General features: G+C 33.7%; 26 protein-coding genes. 19 read left to right on the top strand and 7 right to left on the bottom strand.

Annotation, left to right across the window (positions count from 1 at the left end):
- The first annotated feature begins 3 nt into the window (after positions 1–3).
- The 14 genes from MKY37_RS20265 (at position 4) to MKY37_RS20330 (ending at position 10879) form a co-directional block, all read left to right on the top strand.
- Complete coding sequence (locus tag MKY37_RS20265; protein ID WP_340779679.1) at positions 4–708, top strand: YesL family protein; 705 nt, start codon at positions 4–6, stop codon at positions 706–708.
- A gap of 56 nt (positions 709–764) precedes the next feature.
- Positions 765–1778 (top strand): LacI family DNA-binding transcriptional regulator, encoded by a 1014-nt coding sequence (locus MKY37_RS20270; protein WP_340779680.1) that lies wholly within the window; start codon positions 765–767, stop codon positions 1776–1778.
- 58 nt (positions 1779–1836) lie between these two features.
- Complete coding sequence (gene pgmB / locus MKY37_RS20275; RefSeq protein WP_340779681.1) at positions 1837–2514, top strand: beta-phosphoglucomutase; 678 nt, start codon at positions 1837–1839, stop codon at positions 2512–2514.
- Between the two features lie 11 nt (positions 2515–2525).
- Positions 2526–4802 (top strand): glycoside hydrolase family 65 protein, encoded by a 2277-nt coding sequence (locus MKY37_RS20280; protein WP_340779682.1) that lies wholly within the window; start codon positions 2526–2528, stop codon positions 4800–4802.
- 416 nt (positions 4803–5218) lie between these two features.
- On the top strand, positions 5219–5440 hold the full coding sequence (locus MKY37_RS20285) for a hypothetical protein (protein WP_340779683.1): 222 nt from the start codon (positions 5219–5221) through the stop codon (positions 5438–5440).
- Between the two features lie 49 nt (positions 5441–5489).
- Complete coding sequence (locus MKY37_RS20290) at positions 5490–5693, top strand: hypothetical protein (protein WP_340779685.1); 204 nt, start codon at positions 5490–5492, stop codon at positions 5691–5693.
- A 114-nt stretch (positions 5694–5807) separates the two neighbouring features.
- A complete protein-coding gene (locus MKY37_RS20295; protein ID WP_340779686.1) occupies positions 5808–6074 on the top strand; it encodes a hypothetical protein in 267 nt (88 codons plus the stop codon).
- Positions 6075–6188: 114 nt separating this feature from the next.
- Positions 6189–6782, top strand: coding sequence for a hypothetical protein (locus MKY37_RS20300; RefSeq protein ID WP_340779688.1), 594 nt, complete (start codon positions 6189–6191; stop codon positions 6780–6782).
- A 210-nt stretch (positions 6783–6992) separates the two neighbouring features.
- Positions 6993–7115 carry a hypothetical protein gene (locus tag MKY37_RS20305; RefSeq protein ID WP_340779689.1) on the top strand — a complete coding sequence of 41 codons (123 nt, stop codon included), beginning with the start codon at positions 6993–6995 and terminating at the stop codon, positions 7113–7115.
- A gap of 114 nt (positions 7116–7229) precedes the next feature.
- Entirely contained in the window at positions 7230–7517 is a 288-nt protein-coding gene (locus tag MKY37_RS20310) for a hypothetical protein (protein ID WP_340779690.1), read from the top strand.
- A 552-nt stretch (positions 7518–8069) separates the two neighbouring features.
- Positions 8070–8759 (top strand): aspartate/glutamate racemase family protein, encoded by a 690-nt coding sequence (locus MKY37_RS20315; protein ID WP_340779691.1) that lies wholly within the window; start codon positions 8070–8072, stop codon positions 8757–8759.
- 154 nt (positions 8760–8913) lie between these two features.
- Positions 8914–9750 carry a DUF3888 domain-containing protein gene (locus MKY37_RS20320; RefSeq protein ID WP_340779692.1) on the top strand — a complete coding sequence of 279 codons (837 nt, stop codon included), beginning with the start codon at positions 8914–8916 and terminating at the stop codon, positions 9748–9750.
- 362 nt (positions 9751–10112) lie between these two features.
- On the top strand, positions 10113–10388 hold the full coding sequence (locus MKY37_RS20325) for a hypothetical protein (protein WP_340779695.1): 276 nt from the start codon (positions 10113–10115) through the stop codon (positions 10386–10388).
- Positions 10389–10519: 131 nt separating this feature from the next.
- Positions 10520–10879: a DUF3291 domain-containing protein gene (locus MKY37_RS20330; protein ID WP_340779696.1), complete on the top strand. Its 360-nt coding sequence runs from the start codon at positions 10520–10522 to the stop codon at positions 10877–10879.
- Between the two features lie 623 nt (positions 10880–11502).
- On the opposite strand, the gene pyrF is transcribed toward MKY37_RS20330, so the two are convergent.
- Positions 11503–12450, bottom strand: a complete 948-nt coding sequence (gene pyrF, locus MKY37_RS20335) for an orotidine-5'-phosphate decarboxylase (protein WP_340779697.1) — start codon at positions 12448–12450, stop codon at positions 11503–11505.
- Between the two features lie 178 nt (positions 12451–12628).
- Positions 12629–13468, bottom strand: a complete 840-nt coding sequence (locus MKY37_RS20340) for a tyrosine-type recombinase/integrase (RefSeq protein WP_340779698.1) — start codon at positions 13466–13468, stop codon at positions 12629–12631.
- 170 nt (positions 13469–13638) lie between these two features.
- Between MKY37_RS20340 and MKY37_RS20345 the strand changes: the two genes are divergently transcribed.
- Positions 13639–15108, top strand: coding sequence for an amidase family protein (locus tag MKY37_RS20345; RefSeq protein WP_340779700.1), 1470 nt, complete (start codon positions 13639–13641; stop codon positions 15106–15108).
- Between the two features lie 145 nt (positions 15109–15253).
- Here MKY37_RS20345 and MKY37_RS20350 read toward each other — a convergent pair whose 3' ends face one another.
- The 4 genes from MKY37_RS20350 to MKY37_RS20365 all read right to left on the bottom strand — a co-directional run bounded on the left by MKY37_RS20350 (position 15254) and on the right by MKY37_RS20365 (position 18228).
- On the bottom strand, positions 15254–15805 hold the full coding sequence (locus MKY37_RS20350; protein ID WP_340779701.1) for a hypothetical protein: 552 nt from the start codon (positions 15803–15805) through the stop codon (positions 15254–15256).
- A gap of 691 nt (positions 15806–16496) precedes the next feature.
- The gene (locus MKY37_RS20355; protein ID WP_340779702.1) at positions 16497–16784 is read right to left on the bottom strand and encodes a hypothetical protein; all 288 of its coding nucleotides are present in this window, start codon (positions 16782–16784) and stop codon (positions 16497–16499) included.
- The gene (locus tag MKY37_RS20360) at positions 16766–17749 is read right to left on the bottom strand and encodes an anti-sigma factor (RefSeq protein WP_340779703.1); all 984 of its coding nucleotides are present in this window, start codon (positions 17747–17749) and stop codon (positions 16766–16768) included. The genes MKY37_RS20355 and MKY37_RS20360 overlap by 19 nt, the downstream gene beginning before the upstream one ends.
- The gene (locus MKY37_RS20365) at positions 17749–18228 is read right to left on the bottom strand and encodes a sigma-70 family RNA polymerase sigma factor (RefSeq protein WP_340779706.1); all 480 of its coding nucleotides are present in this window, start codon (positions 18226–18228) and stop codon (positions 17749–17751) included. Before MKY37_RS20365 ends, MKY37_RS20360 begins: the two co-directional genes overlap by 1 nt.
- A gap of 243 nt (positions 18229–18471) precedes the next feature.
- On the opposite strand from MKY37_RS20365, the gene MKY37_RS20370 reads away from it, so the two are divergent.
- Both MKY37_RS20370 and MKY37_RS20375 read left to right on the top strand, forming a co-directional pair.
- A complete protein-coding gene (locus MKY37_RS20370; RefSeq protein ID WP_340779707.1) occupies positions 18472–19149 on the top strand; it encodes a hypothetical protein in 678 nt (225 codons plus the stop codon).
- Positions 19150–19672: 523 nt separating this feature from the next.
- On the top strand, positions 19673–20038 hold the full coding sequence (locus MKY37_RS20375; protein WP_340779709.1) for a hypothetical protein: 366 nt from the start codon (positions 19673–19675) through the stop codon (positions 20036–20038).
- 206 nt (positions 20039–20244) lie between these two features.
- On the opposite strand, the gene MKY37_RS20380 is transcribed toward MKY37_RS20375, so the two are convergent.
- Positions 20245–21468 (bottom strand): IS110 family transposase, encoded by a 1224-nt coding sequence (locus tag MKY37_RS20380; protein ID WP_277587610.1) that lies wholly within the window; start codon positions 21466–21468, stop codon positions 20245–20247.
- Positions 21469–21788: 320 nt separating this feature from the next.
- Here MKY37_RS20380 and MKY37_RS20385 point away from each other — a divergent pair, with 320 nt between their 5' ends.
- Both MKY37_RS20385 and MKY37_RS20390 read left to right on the top strand, forming a co-directional pair.
- Positions 21789–22451 (top strand): VanZ family protein, encoded by a 663-nt coding sequence (locus MKY37_RS20385; RefSeq protein ID WP_340779710.1) that lies wholly within the window; start codon positions 21789–21791, stop codon positions 22449–22451.
- 136 nt (positions 22452–22587) lie between these two features.
- Complete coding sequence (locus MKY37_RS20390) at positions 22588–22878, top strand: YciI family protein (protein ID WP_340779712.1); 291 nt, start codon at positions 22588–22590, stop codon at positions 22876–22878.
- Positions 22879–22929 lie beyond the last annotated feature (51 nt).

Genomic DNA, 22929 nt, shown 5'->3' on the forward strand with positions numbered 1-22929 from the left:
TAAATGCAAGGGTTTTCAGGTTTTACAGGAGCATTATACAGTACAACCGAATGGATTATGCGATTTTCTGTTGTTAATATTTTATGGGTGATGATCAATCTTCCTATTGCGGTCATTCTATTAAGTTTGTACGTTAATAGTTTCAGTATGGAGTTTGTACTTTACTATGTGCCTTTAATACTTCTAGTTCCTCTATTATTTGTCCCTAGCACGATGGGGTTATTTGCGATGGCCCGTGATTGGGTGTTGAAGATAGATCATCCATCTCTTATGAAAGCGTATTTTTCACATATGATATCTAATTATAAAAAAAGTTTTTTAGCTGGTCTAATGTTGACTTTTATATGGCTAATTTGGATAATGGATTTTTACTTTTTTGCTAATGAAAACGATTTATTGCTTGTGGTATTTTCAATTGTAGGAGTTGTATTATTTGTCTTTACGATTAACTTTTTTTCACTGAATGTGCATTTTCAAATGAACATTCGAGAATTGTCAAAGAACACGTTTTTTGTAACGATTGGAAGTCCGTTATTATTTTTTGTAATCCTTCTTAGTAATTCATTTTTGTTTTACTTAAGCGCTACAATGCTTATTGTATTATTTCCATTTTTTATAGGTTCTCTAAGTGCCTATTTATCTTTTGCTGTATTCTATAGATTTTCATTGAAGATGCAAGAAAAAGCTATTATTAATAAAAGTACTTAAGTAGCTCTCCGTAAAATAAAGGTTTAAACAATAAATTTAGGAAGTGAATTATAGAAGTGACTACTATAAAAGATGTTGCAAAAGAAGCTGGAGTTTCAGTAAGTATTGTTTCAAAAGCCTTTAATAATTATACGGACGTTAATGAAAAAACAAGACAAAGAATTTTCGAGATTGCCAACCAAATGGGGTATACCCCTAATTTAGTGGCTAAGAACCTTTCATCCAAAAAGCAAATGACTATTGGATTGATTTCATCCGGTGTTCTTAATAATAGTGAAAAAGATAATAATGCATTTAATATATTTAAGGGAGTATATACAGCCGTGTCGTCCAGTCAGTTTGAATTGTCCATCTACCTAATAGATTCCCTGCGTCAGAAGAAAAAGAGCTATGCTCAGTATTGTCGAGAACGAAATATTGGCGGTGCACTTTTACAGGGAATACGTATAGACGATCCATACTATATGGAGTTAATTGATACAAATATACCCTGTGTTGTTCTCGATATTATTCCTGAAACGAATAATGGACTAGTTGGAAGCGTATCGATTGATAACGTAAAAGCTAGCAAAGAAATTGCCTTGTATTTAATTGAACGAAATCACCGAAAAATTGCTGTCGTGGCAGGAAGAAAAAAGACGTACGTGAATTCAGAGCGGATTAAAGGAGTTACTGAAGCTTTTAAGGATAATAACATAGAGCTAAACACTGAGGAGATTATGTATGCTGATTTTTCGGAGCAGGAAGCATATGAATTAGCAAAAGAATTTTTGAAAACGAAGCGTCCTACTGCTTTTCTTTGTTTTAGCGATCTGATGGCATTTGGAGTCATGAAGGCAGTAAAAGAAGTTGGTTTGAACATTCCAGGGGATATATCTATAACTGGATTTGACAATTTAGTATTTAGTAGTTATACAGATCCACAACTCACAACAATTGGTCAAGATTTTTTTGAAATCGGAAAAGTGGCAGCGCAATTACTGCAAGACTTAATGGAAAATAAACTGGATCAGAAGCATGTAAATGTGGAACATCGATTAATAGAACGGGGAAGTGTCAGGACAATTTAGCTTTAGTTAAAACTTTCCCATTCCATCTAATAATTTTCGAAGAAAGGAAAGGATATAAATGACTCAGTACCCAAAAGCCTTTATATATGATTTGGATGGTGTTATTACGGATACAGCAGAATTTCACTATTTAGCATGGAAAAAACTTGCAGGGGAGCTTGGTATCTCATTTGATAGACAATTTAATGAGCGACTAAAAGGAATTAGTCGTATGGAGTCTCTTGAGCTAATTCTACAATTGAGTGCTTCTTTGTTAAAGATGAGTAATGAGGAAAAAGTAAGATTAGCAAGTAAAAAAAATGAATTCTATTTAGAATTAGCAAAATCAATAAATGAAGAAAACGTTTTACCAGGAATTGAGGATTTACTAAAAAACAATAAAAAACATAATATCAAAATTGCTCTTGGTTCAGCAAGTGAAAATGCAAAAAATGTAGTAGAAAAACTAGGACTCATTAGTTATTTTGATTATATTGTGGATGCAACGAAAGTTTCAAAGGGAAAGCCGGATCCTGAAACGTTTACATCTGCAGCTGATTACTTAGGTATTCCATATAAGGAGTGCATTGGAATTGAAGATGCAGCTGCTGGTATAGAAGCTATTAACAAAGCAAATATGTTCTCGGTTGGTGTTGGTTCACTAGAACATTTATCTCAGGCGGACTATTTAGTTGAAGATACTTCTAAGTTAGATTTTCAAGAAATAATGAAGAAATACAGCGAAAAAAATAGCTGAGGTGAAATTTAATGACCTGGAAACTAACTAAGTCAGAAATAGATAACCAAAGCCTTCTGCTAGATGAAAGTCTTTTGTCTATAGGGAATGGTTATCTAGGTGTTAGAGGAAATTTTGAAGAGGGCTATAAAAGTGTATATAGCTCTATTCGAGGTACATATATTAATGCTTTCCATGATGAAACGGAGATTAGTTATGGGGAGAAGCTCCATGCATTTCCAAATATACAACAGAAAATATTAAATGTCATTGATGCGCAGACGATAAATATTTATTTGGATGATGAGCAATTTTCGTTATTTGATGGGGAAGTAGTAAGATTAGAACGAAATTTGCATATGGATGCTGGTTATGCCGAGCGAATTGTACATTGGAAATCTGCTAAAGGCAAGGAAGTCAAAATTCATTTTAAAAGACTTATTTCGTTTGTTACGAAAGAAATTTTTGCGATAGAAGTCAAAATAGTGCCTATAAGCAATATAAAACGGGTTAAAATTGTTTCTGTAGTTGATGGTAACGTCTCCAACTTTGTGGATAAAAACGATCCTAGAGTTGCCTCTGGCCACGCTACAAGACTTCATATAGCAGAGGTTCGAAAGGATGGAAATTATAGCATTGTAAAAAATATTACGTATGCAACGAAGCTAGAAGTTGCTTGTGTAACCTCTTCTATGATTGATAAAGATGAATATGAATATTCGAGTAAACTAACTGATAGTAGTGTGGAAGAGACCTATTTATGTAACGGAAATAAGCCTATTCAATTTACAAAATATAATGTGTATACAGACACATTAAGGCATGGAGATGCTGTTATTGACAAAGCGCAGGCTATTCAGCAACAGTTAAATGGGGCATCTTTTGAAGGTCTATTATTAAAACAACAGGAGTACTTAAATAAGTTTTGGAGTACTGCTGATGTGAAAATCAATGGAGATGCTTCCCTTCAGGAGGGAATTCGTTTTAACCTCTATCAGCTTTTACAATCAGTTGGAAAAGATCCGGTAAGTAATATTGCTGCAAAAGGCCTATCAGGTGAGGGATATGAGGGACATTATTTTTGGGATACTGAAATTTATATATTCCCAGTCTTTTTAATGACGAATCCCGAAATCGCAAAAAATTTATTAATACAAAGATATTCTATTTTGGATAGCGCTAGAGCAAGAGCGAAGGAAATGGGACATAAAAAAGGTGCATTATTTCCGTGGAGAACCATCACGGGACCTGAAAGTTCTGCATTCTTCCCAGCAGGTACAGCACAGTATCATATAAGTGCAGATATAGCCTATAGTTTTATTCAGTATTATTTAGTAACAGAAGATGAAGTATTTTTAAAAGATTATATGGCCGAAATTCTATTTGAAACTGCTCGTTTATGGATTGATGTAGGGCATATGAAAAACGGATTTTTTAGAATTGATAGTGTAACGGGACCTGACGAATATACATGTATTGTAAATAATAATTACTACACAAATGTCATGGCAAAACATAATTTGCTATGGGCTGTAAAGGCATATAATCTTTTGAAAACAAAGGATAGCAATTTACTGAAACAACTGAGCGATAAACTAAATTTATCTGAACTAGAAGTTAGCGAATGGACAGACGCTGGCGAGAAAATGTACCTTCCATATGATGAAAAGCACAAAATCAATGCACAGGATGATAGTTTTTTACAAAAGGATCGTTGGGATTTAGAAAATACGTCAAAAGATAAATTCCCACTTTTACTAAATTATCATCCATTAACCCTTTATAGATATCAAGTATGTAAACAAGCTGATACAGTACTCGCTCATTTTTTATTGGAAGATGAACAGGATTTTGAAACGATGAATAACTCCTATAATTACTATGAGCAAATTACAACTCATGATTCTTCCCTGTCTTCCTGTATATTTAGTGCGATGGCTTCTAAATTAGGCGATAAAGAGAAAGCTTATGAATATTTTAGAAAAACAGCACGATTAGATTTGGAAAATACACATAGCAATACAAAGGACGGGCTTCATATGGCTAATATGGGGGGGACTTGGCTTGCAATTGTTTATGGTTTTGCTGGCTTAAGAGTGAAAGAGAGCGGTCTTTCATTGGCACCTTCTCTTCCTGAACATTGGGATTCACTAGAGTTTAACTTGCAATATCAAAATAGAACATTAACTATCAAAATGGAAAGAAGTACAGTAACCTATTCGCTAATAGAAGGAGATAGTTTATCCATTTCACATAATGGAGAGATTATTGACCTTGAAATAGGTGAAAATATGAAGTTGGCGGTATAAAAAGAAGCCCTAGTTGTGATGTAAAGCATAAATTTTCCTTTGGAAATTTTATGCTTTAATTTTTTTGTGGAAAACAAATGCTATAAAATTTGAGTAATAATCATTTGCAAAATAATTATAGTCACAAAACCATTTAAAATGTTGCTTTGTAATAAAGATTGATTATTTATAATTAAGATCGATTAAAATCATCTCTCCTCTGTATATTTCTTAGAGGTTAGATGATTTTTTATTGGATATTTATGTTAATGTAATTGTAAAGATTGTGAAGAAATGTACTTAAACTTATGCAGCAGTTTAGTTGAATAAGCCAAATGGATTTTTGCTTATTTTAAATGGTAAATTTATATAAAATTGGAACATCTATTTGTTTCAAACGTATTAAAGTAAAGTAGCAGGCACGAGGGGGAATTGAGTTGAAAATTATTAAAATAATTCTTGTTTTAATTGTAATAGCAACTTCAGCATACGGCTTAATTACAAAAGATTTTTTATATGGTCCAATATCATCTTTATTTCTTGGAATCTTTATTGCAATTATAGGAATAGAGGAATTTAAATATAAGGGTAAAAATAGTTGGGGGATGTTTTTTATACCAGTATCTCTATTAGTTCGGCTTTATTTAGTTTCTAATTAAATTTAGAGATGAATTTAATCTAATCAATATTATTTATAAGGAGGATTTTATGATTAAGTCTTTAAAAGGACAATTTATCTTATCTATATTTGTTGCTATTGCCTTTGTTTATTCTACTTTTCTTAATATTGATTTTACTGTTGACGAGAGGATTTCACCTGTTCGAATACTATTTTTCTTCATCATGATTTTATCGGTGTTTAATGCCGGATTATTAACGGAAAAGTACATTAAAACTAGAAAGAAGAAATAACTCTTATTCAAATAACGGTGTGCTTTAGCAAAAGATTCTGGGTTGCATATTTTGATTATTGAACACAAGACATATGGGTTTTTATGGTGATAACGGGGTATAAGGGGGGTATAAATGATGTTGTTCCTTCAAGCATTTATTAGTTCAATTGTAGTTCATGTAGTCTATTTTTACGGTATGATGTTAGTCGGTTATATAAAAACAAGAAATTATAAAACAGATTTTGCAAGTGCTTGGGATAATGTAGAGACACTTCAGAGTGAAGTGGTTTTTAGTAAGGTTAACTCTCCTTTTCTTTACCTATTCACATTTGTAGGAGTAGCTGTATTATGCGGAATTATAATAAAATTCTGTAAGGGGAGCTTTTTCTTATTGAACTAACGCGGCAGGTTAGTTTAAGAATATTGTTTAACTTGTGTTCAACAATCGGGCCAGATTGTTATATAACCATCTGAATAAACAAGCGGATTAGTATGAAGATAAAGGGGATTTATTATGAATACAAAACGTAAAAGGAAGGTCTGGGGGATAGGTTCAGGAGTATTTATTGTACTTGTTATAGCTTTCATATCTTGGTATTATCCTTTATCGCCTTTTAGCATCCATCAAAGCTTTACATATCATCCTGGTTCGGAAACCCATAATGGCAAAACCTACGAAGAAGAGATTGGCGAGTTTAAAGCTGCTTATGAGAAGGATCTAAAAAAGTATTTAGAAAGTGATAATTACAATCCTACGGTAAATCGAACTCAATTTATTCTTCCGATTTTTGAACAAGAATGGCTGATCGGCACGGACTCCAAAACAATTGATAAAGATAAACTGGATAGAATGCTTTTCGATGTACAACAGGCAAGAAATACCCTGTTAGACCTTGTTTCTGAAGGAGATTATTCCCGAGAAGAAAGAGTATACCTGGTTGACAGCATAAATAATTTCCTTAACTTAGAAGAAAGTATTAGATTTATAAGAAACGGAAAATATTTTTCGAGAAGTGATTTGCAAAGGATGTTAGGTAATTTACAAGGAGATTTCTGGGCAGGTTTTAATTACTATACCACCGTTTTTTATGATGTATCTCATATATAAAAGTTTGAAGCAATCGAGCGAGATTGTTTAATAAGCTTCGCTGTTCTAATTCAACTAACGGGTGCTGCTTTACTTCAAAAAGGGGTAAACCCTTTTTTTCTTATTGAACTAAAACAGCAGGTTAGTTTAATAAAAAGAACGATGTATCCGAATATATAAAATGTTACAATTAATGAAAAATAATACAGTTATTTGAGAGGGAATTAATCAATGGGATGGTTAATCATTATCGTTATTGCATATCTGCCAATTGTATATAGAATCCATAAACGTCTAGATTATTTAGAGAAAGAGGTCAAAAGATTAAATGGAGAGAATGATTTTTTAAGCTAACGGGTGCTTTAGTCAACCACAATCCGGCGCTTTCCCGGAAAACTAGGAAAGTGTCTTTGTCTTTATAGGACATGGTGTTATGGAAAGCTACATTCTTCAGGAGGAGGCATTGTTATGGAAATATACTGGGTTAACGGACAATATCAAGAAGATGAACGGATTTTTGATTCTCAGTTTGAAGTTTATGAATGGACGGACTCATTATATCAAGATTTCTCAAATGGCTTTTTGAGAAAAGAAAATATCGGTTATGCAACTCCTGATGTAAAGGTAATTGATTGTTTAACGGAACTAATACCACAATGGGCGGGATACACGAATGTAAATGTTACAATGCATAGAGATAAGATTGAGGTAGAAGGTAAAGATATAAATAGAATTTGGATATTGTATAGTAGATAAAGTTATTGCACAATCGGCCGCGATTGTGGAAGATTACTTTTCTGTTTCTTCTTCAACTAACTGTGTGCTTTAGTAAATATTCTATGATTGCTTAAGTAACTCTTTTCTCTTATTAGCTCACGGGGTAGTTTAGTTAAATAAGCTTTTATATAAATATGTTTGTTCGGTAAAGGAGAAAAAATGGAATATAAAGACTTAGCTGCATTAACAAACTGCTTCATTGGATTTATGCTTTATTAAATAGCAAAGAAACTTTCCAAGATATAGTGTAATTACTGTTACAAGTGATTAAGTAAAAACCTTCCAAAAGGTTTTTGGAGGGGTATTTGTCATGGATAAAATAGTATTACATAAGATTAATAGTAATTTTAAAGAAAAATATTGACATCCTATTAGCTGGTTTACTTCAAGAAGAGGTAAACCCTTTTTTCTTATTGAACTAACGAAGCAGTTTAGTTGAAGAAGGAAAAGTTTCTTAAATTGTCGAAATTAAAAATTGTAGGTATAATATTCTATTCTACAAATAACAATTTATTAGGAGGAATTAGTACATTGAAAACAATAGGTTTAATCGGTGGGATGAGTTGGGAATCATCAAGTGAATATTACCGTTTAATAAATGAAGAAATAAAGAACAAATTAGGTGGATTACATTCAGCCAAATGCATTTTATATAGCGTTGACTTTGACGAAATTGAACGTTATCAAGCAAAAGGTGATTGGGAAAGTGCTGGACACACTTTGGGGGATGTGGCAATCTCTTTAGAAAAAGCAGGAGCAGATTTTATTGTTATTTGTACAAACACAATGCACAAGGTAATAAATTATATTGAAGAAAAAATAAATATTCCAATTCTACATATTGCTGATGCAACAGCAAATGAAATAAAGAAGACTAATGTAAATTCAGTTGGGTTACTTGGAACTAAATATACGATGGTACAAGACTTTTACAAATCAAGAATTGAAGCTAATGATATAAAGGTATTAATTCCAGATAATGAGGATATAGAACTTATAAATGAAGTGATTTATGAAGAATTATGTTTAGGTAAAATCAATCAAACATCGAAAGAATATTTTAAAAAAGCTATAAAGAATTTAGTTGATAAGGGTGCCGAAGGGATTATATTAGGATGTACAGAGATTGGATTATTAATAAAACAAGAAGATTCTAAAGTTCCAATATTTGATACTACAGTAATTCACGCTATTGAATCAGTTAATAAGGCAATTGAATAATAAGGATATCTTATTCAACTAACGAGGTGCTTTACTTCAATAAGGAGTAAAGCCTTTTTTCTTATTGAACTAACGCAGCAGTTTAGTTGAAGAATAATTTAAAGATTTCAGGAGAAAATACTCATTAATTAAATCTATATTAAAGGAGCATTCGATGAAGAAAATCCTGGTAATATTATCTTTTGTTCTTCTTAGTATCCATGTTAATAACCATCAAGTGGTTGCGGAAAAAAACCCGAATGTGGACTTATACAAAGATGCTTTGTTAACATTAATTTCAGGAAATCTTGATGCCCAAAGTGAACAGCCTGATTATAAGCTTATTTATGATACTTTGATTACAACACTATTCCCCTCCGTATATAAAGAAATTATTAATTATTATGGCTATCGCAAACAATTTGAGGATGCTAAAATTCTGAGTATTAAAAGAGAGCATGAGGGCAGTTTTGATTTTAATGTAGAAGTCCAAGTCACAACATTTGAACATGCGCATAACCCTCCTAATGGTAAGGAAACAGTGACTTTTAATATAAGTCCATTTGGGGTTAAAACCATTAGCTTTAAACATGAGGGCGATAAATTAGAAAAGGATATAAATGAATTTTATAAAGCAACACTTTCAGATATAAAACAGTCTTTTAATTTGAATTTAGGGTCTTACTCTTCCTATACATACAATCAATTGCAATACCAAGCAGAAATAAATAACGAATTTAAATCTCTTTTTAATATTGCAGAAGAAATAGTAACCAACATATTGTTTCCTGAGAGAAAGATACCCAACAAAAATGTTATTGACCCTGTAACATCTATAAAAGACAACACGGGTTATATACTCTTTAAAAAGTCTGATGGGACAAATGTAAATTATAAAGTACAAAAGAAAGATGGTAATTGGATAGTAACAGACAAAAATAGTACACAAGGTAAGAAAATGGATTATAAAATACCATGGTATGTTTGGGAAAAAATTAAGCCTACTGATTAATTCAGTTAGGCTATTTTAATAATATAAAATGTTTGTGTATGGTTTCAGTGTGTAGTATTTGAAGCGGGCTTTCAAACTTTTTAGCGGAATTGAAAGATTTCGTGTCCTAATCCTTATTCAACTCCCATGAAAATTAGTTCTATGAAAAATGCTAATACTTAAGAAGACCCTTACTTAATCGTTAAAAAAAGAGGAGAGCGTAAATAAGTCTATGAATTACTGTTGACGGGGTTAAGGTCAGTAACAGTATTGATACTTCCTAACCATTTTCATTCTCTGTGGTGCAGCATTTTTTTGTGCCGCATGGATGGCTAACGGGTGCTTTACTTCAAGAAGGTTTACATTAGGAGAGACAATTGAGTATGAATATATATATTTTGTTATTAATTTCATTAATTTTATTATTTGTTTCTGGATATGCTTTTTATGTCACTTTTAAGAAATATGAAGAAGATGACGATTTTACTGGAGGAATAAATACATTTACTTTTATTGAATTCTTATTTGGTATTCTAATATTAATTTCCGAAAAATTCTTTCAGGAAAAATACCATATTGTTATCTTTAAAATTCTCTCCTTTTTGTTTGGAATATTTATATTAGGATTAACAGTTTTATTATTGATACTTTTCAACTAACGTGGTGCTTTACTTCAAGAAGGAGTAAAGCCTTTTTCTTATTGAACTAAAGAAGCAGTTTAGTTTAAGAAGAAAACATTTACTAGAAGGATTTACATACCAATAAATGAAATATTACTATTATAGTTTTTATGAGAAAGGAAGAATACGATATGTATATTTCAGTTACTAGGTTGCATTTAAAAGGTAAGCGAAAGTTACTTAGCTTTTCTTTTCATACAATTAAATCGATTATTCAGTCAAAAAAAGCAAAAGGATTAAAATTTTCTTCTGTTAACAAAGAAGGATGGGAAACATACTGGACTCTGACAGTATGGGAAAGCAAGGAACATATGAAGGTCTATCGAAATAATGGTAATCATTTAAAAGCAATGAAAATATCACGAAATATTGCAGATAAATTAGAATTAATTAATTGGGAAGCAGAAGCTATTCCTACTTGGAATGAATGTAAAGACAGATTAAATAAGAAGTTTGGCAGAATTGAGTGAGATTTAATTTTCTCAAACGAATAGGTGCCATACTTTAATATACTATCACCTGGTCCAATTCGACTAACGAAGCACATTGTGAAATATTTTACTTAAACTCCCATGAAAATTAAAAAATGCTCAAAATCTATAAAATTGCATAACAAAAGAGACTCAGAATAAGTTTTTTTTAAAAAAAGGCTGAGCCTTCAGAACGTTTATATGGAGTTAAATAGTAAATCAGATACCAACTCCATTCATCTTAGAATAAAGGCAGGCTGGTGCAATAACCAGAGTAGGATTAATCTCCCATGAGTGCTACTCGTATAGAGTGCGACAGTCTGTGATGCACCGTGGTCGTTGGAGTCAGACTAACGGAAGGGCTCTAAGGCACCATAGTTCATCGACCTTCTTCGCCAGCCATACTGAACTATACCCGTTCTGTAACAATTTTCATCCTCTGTGGTGCAGCGTTTTTTTTTTTGCTGCATGGGTGGCTAACGGATGCGTTAGTTTAAGATCAATGGGTATCTCCAAGTATTTATATAACAATACTTGGAGGTACATATATAATTGAAGACCGTGAGCACGACATTATCGGTACTGCAAAAAATAAAATCGATTCAATCGTTGTTTTGTTTTTATTACCAATTCAATTTGTTTACATGCTTTAAAGCTGTATTGATATCCTCATTCATTTCTTGTAAAGCAGCCAATACTGCTTGTTGAATAGTTTCTTTCGACTGTGCATTTGCTTTTTCATAAGCAAAAACAATACTTCTTGAGGCACTTATTAAAGCACCAAATCCATCCGTATTAAAAGCATTGGTGATATCTTTTCCCTTGCCACCTTGTGTACCATAGCCTGGTACTAAAAATAGTGACTGAGGCATTTTCTCTCGATATATGGCTTGTGATTCAGGATAAGTCGCACCAACAACGGCACCAATCGATGAATAACCGTATTTACCAATATCTCTTTGGGCATATGTATGTACTAATGTAGCTACATTTTCAGAAATGCTTCCATTTTCTGTGACTAACTCTTGTAACTCGCCTGAAGAGGGGTTACTTGTTTTTACTAAAATAAACAAGCCTGTATTTTTATCAAGTGCTCGTTGGACAAAAGGCTCTAAACTATCACTTCCTAAATACGGATTAATTGTTAAAGAATCTACAATTTTTGGTGTTTGCCACTCATTTTCGGTATCTCCAAAAAATGATGTAGCATAAGCAGTAGCTGTTGAATCGATATCGCCTCTCTTAGCATCAGCAATCAAAATAAGACCTTTATTTTGTGAGTATTCAACGGTTTTCCAAAAAGCTTCAATTCCTGGTGCCCCATAAACTTCATAATAAGCAAGTTGAGGTTTTACAATTGCTACGTCCTCGGAAATTGCATCAATAATTAATTTGTTAAATTCTAAAAAGGCGTATGCTGCACCTACATCATTTTTACCATATTTTTTTGAAGCATCTTCTAGGATAAAAGCTGGGATACGTGTAATGACTGGATCAAGCCCAACTACTGCGTGAGATTTTTTTTGTTGTATAGCAGAGCAAATACGGTCTGCAAAATGGATGTTTGTCATGAGTGCCCCCAAAATAATTAAATTTACTTTTCTATTATAACGAACAATTCAGTTAATATATATAACTCTAGATAATTGCTTTTTGTAATAACTTAACTTATTTTTTCTAGACAAAAAGTTTAACAAACGTGGTGCTTTGGTCAAATAGAGCTACGTCTAAGACGAGCTCCTTTTATATTTAAAAGTACTTCTGATAATACTCTTTTCTTAACCTTCCGCTTAGCTGAGCATAGATCTTGGTGGTTTCACTCTTCTCATGTCCCATAAGACTTTGTAAGACTTCAATAGGAGCTCCATTATTCATCAAGTGAGTTGCGTAGCTGTGTCTAAGTTGGTGTGGGTGAATCTCTTTATTAATTTCCGCACGATTGGAGATCCGCTTAATGATGTATCTCATTTGGGCAACACTCATTTTATGTGGCTGTCTTGCAGTTACAAAGATTGCTGGATTATGGTCATTACGGCTTTCCATATAGCGTTTAAGCCAAATATCACAACGTGTATTAAAATAAACTTCCCTTTCCTTATCGCCCTTTCCTCTCACAATCGCGGATTGATTGGACCAATTAATATGGTTCTTTTCTATGGAAACTATTTCGGCAATTCGACAACCAGTAGAAAACATGAATTCAAAAATTGCTTTTTCTATTGGGGAATGACAGGATTCACGAAGGTGTTCTATCTCCCTTTCGGTTAAATACTTAGGTATGCGCTTACCTACTTTGGGTTCTTTAATTTTGGAAGTTGGATTCTTACTCAAATATCCTTCTTCATGAGACGAACGAAAAAATGATTTCATAAAGCGGATACGATGTGCAAGACTGGCTGGCTTTAAATGTTTACAGGATATAGCAAGATATTCCTTTAGTTGATTTGTATCCAGCAATGCCATCTCTACATCTTTAAAATAATCAATTAGTAGTGAAGACTGTAACTGGTAGGCTTTCAACGTTTGTGGTGAAAAGCCCTCTATTCGCTTATCCGCTTCATACGAAGCCCATGCTTTTGACAGTAACAATTCCATTCCCCCTAAAAAGTACTATTAAAAGGATTATTGCCAACTTAATAGAATTATAGACATAGGGTATATTTTTACTAACGCAGCAGGTTAGTTGAAGAAAGTAATTCCGATTTTATACAGTATAGTAGCTTATAGATCAGAAATTTGCAGTATTGGAGGAGCAATACATGAAAATTAAGTTTAATAATTTTTTTAGAGAAGAGTTAACGATTAACGATATTCAAGCAGCTATCGAAAATGGAGAAGTAACCTCAAAAGAGTTGGTTATGTATTATCTTAGCCGAATAGCTAAGTATGACCAAGATGGTCGTAAGATAAATTCCGTTCTTGAAATAAATCCTGATGCAATTTTTATTGCCGAAGCACTAGATTATGAAAGAAAGACAAGGGGAGTTAGGGGGCCTTTACATGGGATTCCAGTATTGCTTAAAGACAATATTGAAACAAATGATTCCATGCATACCAGTGCAGGAACACTTGCGTTAGAAAATCATCTTAGCACCCATGACGCATTCCTTGTTGAAAAACTCCGCGTATCAGGTGCAATAATCTTAGGTAAGACAAATATGACAGAATTAGCTAACGGAATGTCAACTAAAATGTGGGCAGGCTATAGTTCCAGAGGAGGACAAGTATTAAATCCATATGGTGATGATGACCTTTTTGTTGGTGGATCAAGTTCTGGTTCTGCTGTTGCAGTTGCTGCAAATTTCACCGCATTGTCTGTTGGTACTGAGACAGATGCTTCCATCCTGAGCCCTGCGATTCAAAACTCAGTAGTTGGGATTAAACCGACAGTTGGGTTAATCAGTCGCACGGGAATTATCCCATTTACATACTCGCAAGATACTGCAGGACCTTTTGCAAGAACAGTTACGGACGCAGCTATTTTGTTAGGTGCTTTAACAGGTGTCGATAAATTCGATCCAGCTACTTATAAGAGTGAAGGTATTTCAAAACAAGATTATACAGTCTTTTTAGATTCTCAAGGATTGAAAGGTGCTAGAATCGGTATATATAATCAAGCTTCGGAGGACTATTATCACTCAGGAGAATACGATGAAAAGTTGTTTGAACAGGTCATTCAAACCTTAAGCCATGAAGGAACAGAAGTTGTCGATAATATCGAAATACCTTCTTTCAATAGGGATTGGAGTTGGGGGGTACCAATATATGAATTGAAACATAGCTTAGGAAATTATTTATCTCAATTACCGTATTACATACCAATTCATTCTGACACAGAATTAATTCAATTTAATAAACAGCATGAAAAGAAAGCCTTGAAATATGGTCAGAATATGTTGGAGTATAGAGAAAATCTACCAAACACTTTAAGAAATCCCGAATATTTGAATGCGAAATTAGAAGATTTGTATTTTTCTCAGGACATGGGGATTGATTTTACTTTAAAAAAGTATGACCTTGATGCTATAATTTTTCCATCTTATATTGGCTCGACCATATGTGCTAAAGCTGGCTATCCATCTATAGCTGTATCTGCTGGTTACATGGAAAGTGGAAGACCATTTGGTATAACTTTTGCAGGTACGGCTTTTAGTGAAGGTGTATTGATAAAACTTGCTTATGCTTTTGAACAAGCTACAAAACATCGAAAATGCCCGAAATTAATATAAAAAAAGACAAATGTTCTTCAACTAAGGGTGTGCTTTACTTCAAGAAGGAGTAAAGCCTTTTTTCTAATTGAACTAATGAAGCAGGTTAGTAGAACAAGAAGCTATCCAAAATGTATGTAAAATTAAATCTTTAACAGACTTAAATTTAGTTGGTTTTTTCTCGTTCTATAAAATTTACTCCATTTTCATTTGCTGATTTATAAATAGCTCTTTTTTCATCTAAACCAAATTGACCATTCTCTTTAATGAAAAATTCTTTATTATTATCAGTGATAAAGTAGTAGGTACCAACAGTCCCTACTTCATATTCGTAAATAACCTTTTGTATATCTTCCCACTTGTAAATTGTAGTAGTATGGTATTCTTTGGTAATAATTTGTGTTTTTTGGATAGCGGTATAGCTAAGAGTAGAGAAATATACTGACCCAAGACTTCCGATTAGTAACAGAATAGTTAAGATGTATGTAATGACACTCCGTTTGAACGCTAGAATTACTAATCCAAAAATAATCATCAATATAGCTATCAAAATTAGTAGAAAATTAATCTTTGGCGTAAGTAAAACAATATTCTCTCTATGAAAGTATAGTGTTTCAACCACTGCTATAGGAAAAAATAGAACTACAATTGGTGATAACAACAACAAAGCGATTACAATTACAACAAGAATTAACCTTGGTGATTTTTGATTTAGCATAAGCTTTTCTCCTTTTCGTTATAAAATTTTCACTGTACTTTGAAGAGGAAGTAAAGCCCTAATTTGTTATGTGAATTAAAGTTGTTTACTCACTGTAGTAATACGGACAATATACTGAAAAGTTTCAATTTTTGAGTTTTTCATTATAAGCCCATTTATTTTTTGGGGACGATTGTTACTCTTCTTCAACTCCCATGAAAATTAAAAAATGCTCAAAATCTATAAAATTGCATAACAAAAGAGACTCAGAAAAAGTTTTTTAAAAAAAGGCAGAGCCTTCAGATTGTTTATATTGAGTTGATGGGTAAATCAGGAACCAACTCCATTCTTCATAGAATAATGGCAAGGCTGGTGCAAAAACCAGAGTAGGATTAATCTCCCATGAGTGCTACTCGTATAGAGTGCGACAGTCTGTGATGCACCGTGGTCGTTGGAGTCAGACTAACGGATGGGCTCAATGGCACCATAGTTGATCGACCTTCTTCGCCAGCCGTAGTATCCTATACCCGTTTTTCCCATTTTCATTCTCTGTGGTGTAGCGCTGATTTTGTGCTACATGGATGGCTAACGGGTGCTTTAGTAAATATCATAGGGTTGCTTAGGCAACTCTTTTTTCTTATTGAAATAAAGGGTTAGTTGAATTAGAAAGCACGAAGAAGGTTGTGCCGCAAATTCTTCGTGCTTTTGATTTTTATGGAAATGGATTAATCGTCCAGCCTAATCCAAAGATTGTTACAACGAAAAGTCCAAGAAAGATACTTATACTCAATCCCCAAAAACCTAAAGTTCTACTTTTTTTGTTGAATACTGAAATAATTCCAAAGACTACAGAAATTAATACCCATGAAGTATTTGCTAAAGGAACATCGTATCCGGATAGCAGAGAGACATTGATAATAGCCAAGGATATAAGTCCCATAATGACACTTAGCCATCCTAATCCAGTTAAAATAGTATTTTTTATTGAGCCCAATTCCATAATTTAACCTCTCCTAATTTCAAATAACGTACCATATCCAATTCTCTAAGTGATTCGATTTCACTTTTTGGACCAGTGACGACAACTCCGTACGTTTCAAACCCATTTTTCTCGATGTAATTAATACGTTCTTCCAGTTCGAGGTTTTTATGGGATGAGACTTCTACAGCTAAATCTTCATAGGGTTGGAGGTCCTTTAACATTTTCAAAAAAGTCTCCTCGTGTGATTCAGAATCCCGGAAAGGGGACCAGTAAGTTTGATCGAGCTGAACTGGATAGCCGATTGGAGAAATAACTTCTCCATTGGAGCTAAGCATATTATCCTCCGTTCCTGTATAGATAGCTGCCCAAGTCACATCCACATTCTTCATTTCATTTTCCACTTCTTGAACTTGATAAAGATCGTCTAATGAGAAATAAGCCTCCACAACCGTTTCTTCCGGCAATCCGGCTAACATACGCCACTCTTTATCACTATTGAATTCAACGGATTGGTTTGGATGAGAGATCCATTGGTTTGTTTGTGTTGGATACTGAGGATATATTTTCTCTAACTTAGAAGTTGTTTCGTTATTCACTAAGTTATTGAGAACAAAATGTAAATCATAGTCTTTTGATGGGTAAAACTCATCCCCAATTTGTTTATATTGTTCAAATGATAAATCCATCGAGAAAAGAGAGAAGTCCATTTCGAATTCCATTTCTTCCAACGTTGTATTTGGCTCAGTAATATAGAGAGTAGTACTTGCAACGTCCATTAAAGTAGTAGATTTTGTTCCAAAAGCATAGTACCCAAAGGTCAACATATAGCAGGTAGGAACAATTAGAAGGATGACTGTTAGAGTAGAAAGGATCAATTTCCATTTAGACGAGTTGATTGCCCTTTTAATCTTTTTTGTACCGTCGTTACTAAGATGAAGGTCTTCCTTCTTTGCTTTATATATTAATTTTTCATATGAATCCATTATGAATCCTCCTGTGATAGTATTTCCCGTAACCTTTTTCTTCCACGTGATAAATGACTCTTTAAGGTATTTAACTTGATATTCAAAATATTTGCAGCTTGCTCATTTGTACAATCATGCACATCACATAATAGAATTGCCTGTTTTTCTATTGGTTTTATATAGTCTAAATAACGTAATAGTACTTTGAAAGCATCATTTTCAACCACAATATTTTCTGGAGTATTTGAATCAGAAATTGAAAATTCGTTCGTCACTACATAACGTTTATCTTTTCTAAAATGATCTATGTATGTGAAATATCCTACCTTAAAGAGCCAAGGTTTTATTTCCTTAATTTCATCGGTGAGCAATACAATATGTGCCTTTGCGAAGGTTTCCTGAAGTAGGTCTTCTGCTTCGGCATGGTTTCTCGAGAGAGAATATAAATAGCGATATAAGTCATTGAAATGTAGTGCATATATTTGTTCGAGTTCCATTACTTCCCACCTTTCACTCTAACCACGGATTAGAGGCAGAAAAAGTTGCAAAATAAATAAAATATATTATAAATGAAAATCTATAGAAGTATAATGGAGGGTTTGTATTCCTTTTGCTGAACTATTTTACTAAAGCGGCAGGTTAGTGAAAGAAGCCGTTGGAGATTTTATTTTTATTTCCATAGATATTTCCATATATAAACTGGTAAAATAATCAGAAACATATTAGAGGTGGAATTACAATTGAAAAAAAGATTAGGTTGCCTACACGCCCATTATTCAAATATTGAGTATATCGAAAACGCACTTTCCACATATGACATTGAATTAATACATTTTGTTGACCCCGCATTAATGTATAGGGTTACATCAGATGAGAATTTTAAAGTAGTAGATGCTCAAAACAAAGTAAAAGAACAAGTAGAATGGATTGCCCAATGTAATGTTGATGCCATTCTCATTACTTGCACAAACTATATTGCAATTTTACAGGAAGAACAACTCTCAATATCAGTGCCAATCATAAAAATTGATGAACCCTACTTTGAATTCATTTGTAATATACAGCAACCTCAAACAATCCTATTTACAAATCCTGCAACTGTTGATGGAACAATGGAGCGTCTCAACCAATATGCTTATAATCATCAAAAATCCATAGATATAGAGGTAATTGTCATTAACAATACTTTTGAATTGATAATGCAAGGTCTAAAACACGAATATAATCAAGAATTATCCAAATTCCTGAATACAATTATTAAAGAAAATAAAATTATCTCCGTTGCTCAATTATCTATGGTCGATGCATCCCAGGAAGTTGAATATATGACATCACAGTCTATAATTAACCCTTTGGATACATTAATTTCTTCCATAGTAAATCAGTTGAAAATAGACAAGAAAACAGTGGTAATCTGATTTTCTCTCTTCAACTAACGGTCAGCATTCCTGTTTAGAGGAACTTCGGGGTCTTGAACGAAGTAACATTGCCTAAACGAAACAAAAAGTTTGTGATGAATTACACTTAAACTAACGGTGTGCTTTACTTCAAGAAGGAATAAAGCCTTTTTTCTTATTGAACAAGAAGCAGGTTGTCAAGTTTTCCAAGCAACCTATATATTTTTTCTATATTTATAACTATATAAAGAGAGGTCGCAATATGAGAAAAATAGTAATTGGTATTCTGATAGTCTGTTTTTACTGCTTTCCTTTTGTTTATTTTTCAATGCACCAGGATTTTGCTAACCGTTCAGAGCTTGGCTATTTAACTAACGTCAACTTATGAGGCTAAAAATATCAGTATCCCGCTTATTAAGCTAACGGGTGCTTTAGTGAAGGATCATGTGGCTGCTTAGGCAGCTCTTCTTACTTGTTGAACTAACGCCGCAGTTTAGTCGAATAAGACATATGGATTATCATGGTGGTAAGGGGTAGAATTTAAATGAAATACTGGATAGTGATATTGTCTTCAATTTTTGTAATTATTGCTGGTTGTTCAAATGATTATAAAGAGAATAATAATGTTGTTGATGTTGACAGGTCAGTGACATATGAGGCAATCGTAATAATAAATGGTGCTGAATATCATTTTGTTGGTCCTGAAAATAAAGATGAATATACATTAGGCGAAGCAATTGGGAAGGTTAAAAAGCGTGTACCTCTAGAAGTTGGCCCAAGTGAAAATTTTGTATCTAATTATTTGAACGAAGGGACTCTAATTTTTTCTGTTATTGAAGATAGTGAAATTTATCTTGCTGAAACAGAAGATAGTGTCTATGAAATTTTTAGGAAAGTCGTTACAGATTAGCATTCAACCAAGGGAAGTAGGGATTACTCTGCTGGAAGTTAAACGAGTCAATTATTTTTACTGGGTTATAAAACGGAAATACCTTCTTCAACTCCCATGAAAATTAAAATCTTCGATTTAGGGAAAAAGGCAATACGAAATCTGACGCAGCTCAATAATTTTTTAAAAAAGTGCAGCGCCTATAGCAGAATTAAATTGTGAGTGGATTAGGAGGCATTTGGTTCAGTGATTGTAACGTTGTAACCTAAGTTTTCAAGTCTTCGGACAGAATATCGTACAATTGATTGTTCTTTTTGTTTGTCAAAGTAATCTTCCCCTAAGTCTACGTACATTTCTTTGCGAGTTAGGAGATAATAGCTGATTCTTAAAATGGCATGAGCCACTGATATCCCGGCACGCTTTTTACCCTTTCTTGATGCAGTGCGCCTATACAAGGCTCCCAAGTAGGTTTTGGATCCTCTAACAGAATGAGCCGCTTCAATTAATGCCGATTTCAAGTACTTGTTTCCTTTTTTCATGTTGGTTGATTTCCTCTTGCCCGCACTTTCATTATGTCCAGGTACTAATCCTGCCCAGGAACATAAGTGCGCCGAACTGGGAAATTGCTTCTCCACATCTGTACCGACTTCGGCTAAGATTTGTTCGGCCATTCGAGTGGCGATGCCAGGAATGGAATCCAATCGTTCTATATCTTCTTGATGGGAGGATAACCTTGTAGCGACCTCTTCGTTTAATAGCTCAATCTGCTCAGTTAGAAATTCTATATGAACCAGAATGGTTTTTAACATGAGACGTTGATGTGGATTGATATACCCTCGAAGAGCTAGTTCTAGTTCACTCTTTTTCTTCTTCATTGATCGGCGGGCAAAGCTGGCTAATTTCTCAGGATCATTTTCGCCATCGGCGATAGCACGAAGCATATCAAGCGACGAAACACCCATGATGTCGGAGACAACGGAACCGAGTTTGATATTCGCTCCTTCTAAAACCTTTTGAATCCGATTATGTTGTCTCGCACGCTCTTCAATAATACTTCGACGGTAACGAACTAACTCTCGCAATTCCCGCTGATTTCGGTCTGGAATAAAACTTGCTTTAAGTAGACCATGACGAAGAAGTTTGGCAATCCATTCTGCATCCTTTACATCGGTCTTGCGACCTGGTACTGCTTTCATATGTTGAGCGTTCACTACTAAAAACTCAATGCTCTCGGCTTCAAGCAAGTTAACAATAGGCTTCCAAAATACACCTGTGCTTTCCATTGCTACGTGAGTACAACCATGCTCCTTAATCCAGTCAATTAACTGTAATAGAAATACAGTTTTAGTGGAGAACGTTTGAATCTCCTTTCCTTTTGGCGTAATAATACAAGCAGTAATGGAATCCTTATGGACATCCATCCCACAAGCACGTTCAATGATTACTTCCATGGTAATCATCCTTTCTACGGCAAATAGTATTGGAGGCTGGTGCAATAACCAGAGTAGGATTAATCTCCCATGAGTGCTTCCCGTAAGGGAGCGACAGTCTGTGATGCACCGTGGTCGTTGGAGTCAGACTAACGGATGGGCTCTATGGCACCATAGTTCATCGACCTTCCTCTCCCAGCCGTAGTATCCTATACCCGGGTTTTCACATTTTCATTCTCTGTGGTGTAGCGCTGTTTTTGCGCTACATGGGTGGCTAACGGGTGCTTTACTTCAAGAAGAGGTAAAGCCTTTTTTCTTATTGAACTGAAGACGCAGTTTAGTTGAAGAAGGACATTTTCTTTGTGTTGTTAAATTATGTAAATTTATTCAAGGTAAAAATTGGAGGTGGTAAGTGTTATATGTCATCCACTTATATTGTTTACAACATAGTTCCTTTAGGGTTCCTAATTTTACTTGTATACATTTTTATAGATGTCTTACTTGATTATTTTAGAAAACCAAAAAGTAGTAATTTAAAAAGAGTTATTTTATACAGTTTTCTTTTTTATGTATTAAGTTTAATTCAAATAAAATTTGGAGGGATTACATTTCCCCCTCAAAACCCATCTGACAATATGAGTGATTTTATTTTTACAGGTGATTGGTTTGGAATATTTGATACAATGCACTTCAATATTTACAGTTGGAGCTTTTCAGCTGTATTTTATAATCTAATTTTATTTATACCATTAGGTATTTATTTAATAGTTCTTTTCAATATAAAAAGTAACAAGAAAGCAGTTTCTATTGTTGTTCTAAGTTGTGTTGGAATTGAAATATTCCTTCTTCTTTTTGACGAACTTGGTTTAGTGTTAGGAAGTACCAACTTGTTGACAATAATCAATTTGCTAACCAATACTATTGGAGGATTTATTGGATTAATAATAACAAGGCAAACACTGAAAATGTTTAACAGTAAAACTAAAGAAAAATTATTCAACTAACGAGTGCTTTAGCTAAGTAGCTGCCTGTATCGGTAGCTTTTTCTTATTGAACTAACGCGGCAGGTTAGTTGAACAAGGAAAATTAATTGAAGATGTCGAAATACAAAATAGGTGTGAATAAATAGGAGGTTGTTTAATGAAAGCAGTGATTATCTATTCAAGAGGAAAAGCATGGTTAAATGGAAAGCCTCATTGGGAACAAAAGTTAGTACCGCATCGCCATTATTTAGTCGATACCTTAAAGGATAGATTGGTGTCTGCTGGACCGTTTATGGACCATACTGGGGGGTTGGTAATTGTTGAGGTTGAAAGTATACAAGAAGCCGAAGAAGTTGCCAAAAATGACCCTGCTGTATTAGAAGAAAAGTTTGAGTATGTAGTACATCCTTGGGAACCTTTAGAAGGATTGTTCACAAAAAGAAAGTGAATCCTTATTCAACTCCCATGAAAATTAAAATCTTCGATTTAGGGAAAAAGG

It is taken from the genome of Psychrobacillus sp. FSL K6-2836, assembly GCF_038003085.1.
Taxonomy (GTDB): domain Bacteria; phylum Bacillota; class Bacilli; order Bacillales_A; family Planococcaceae; genus Psychrobacillus.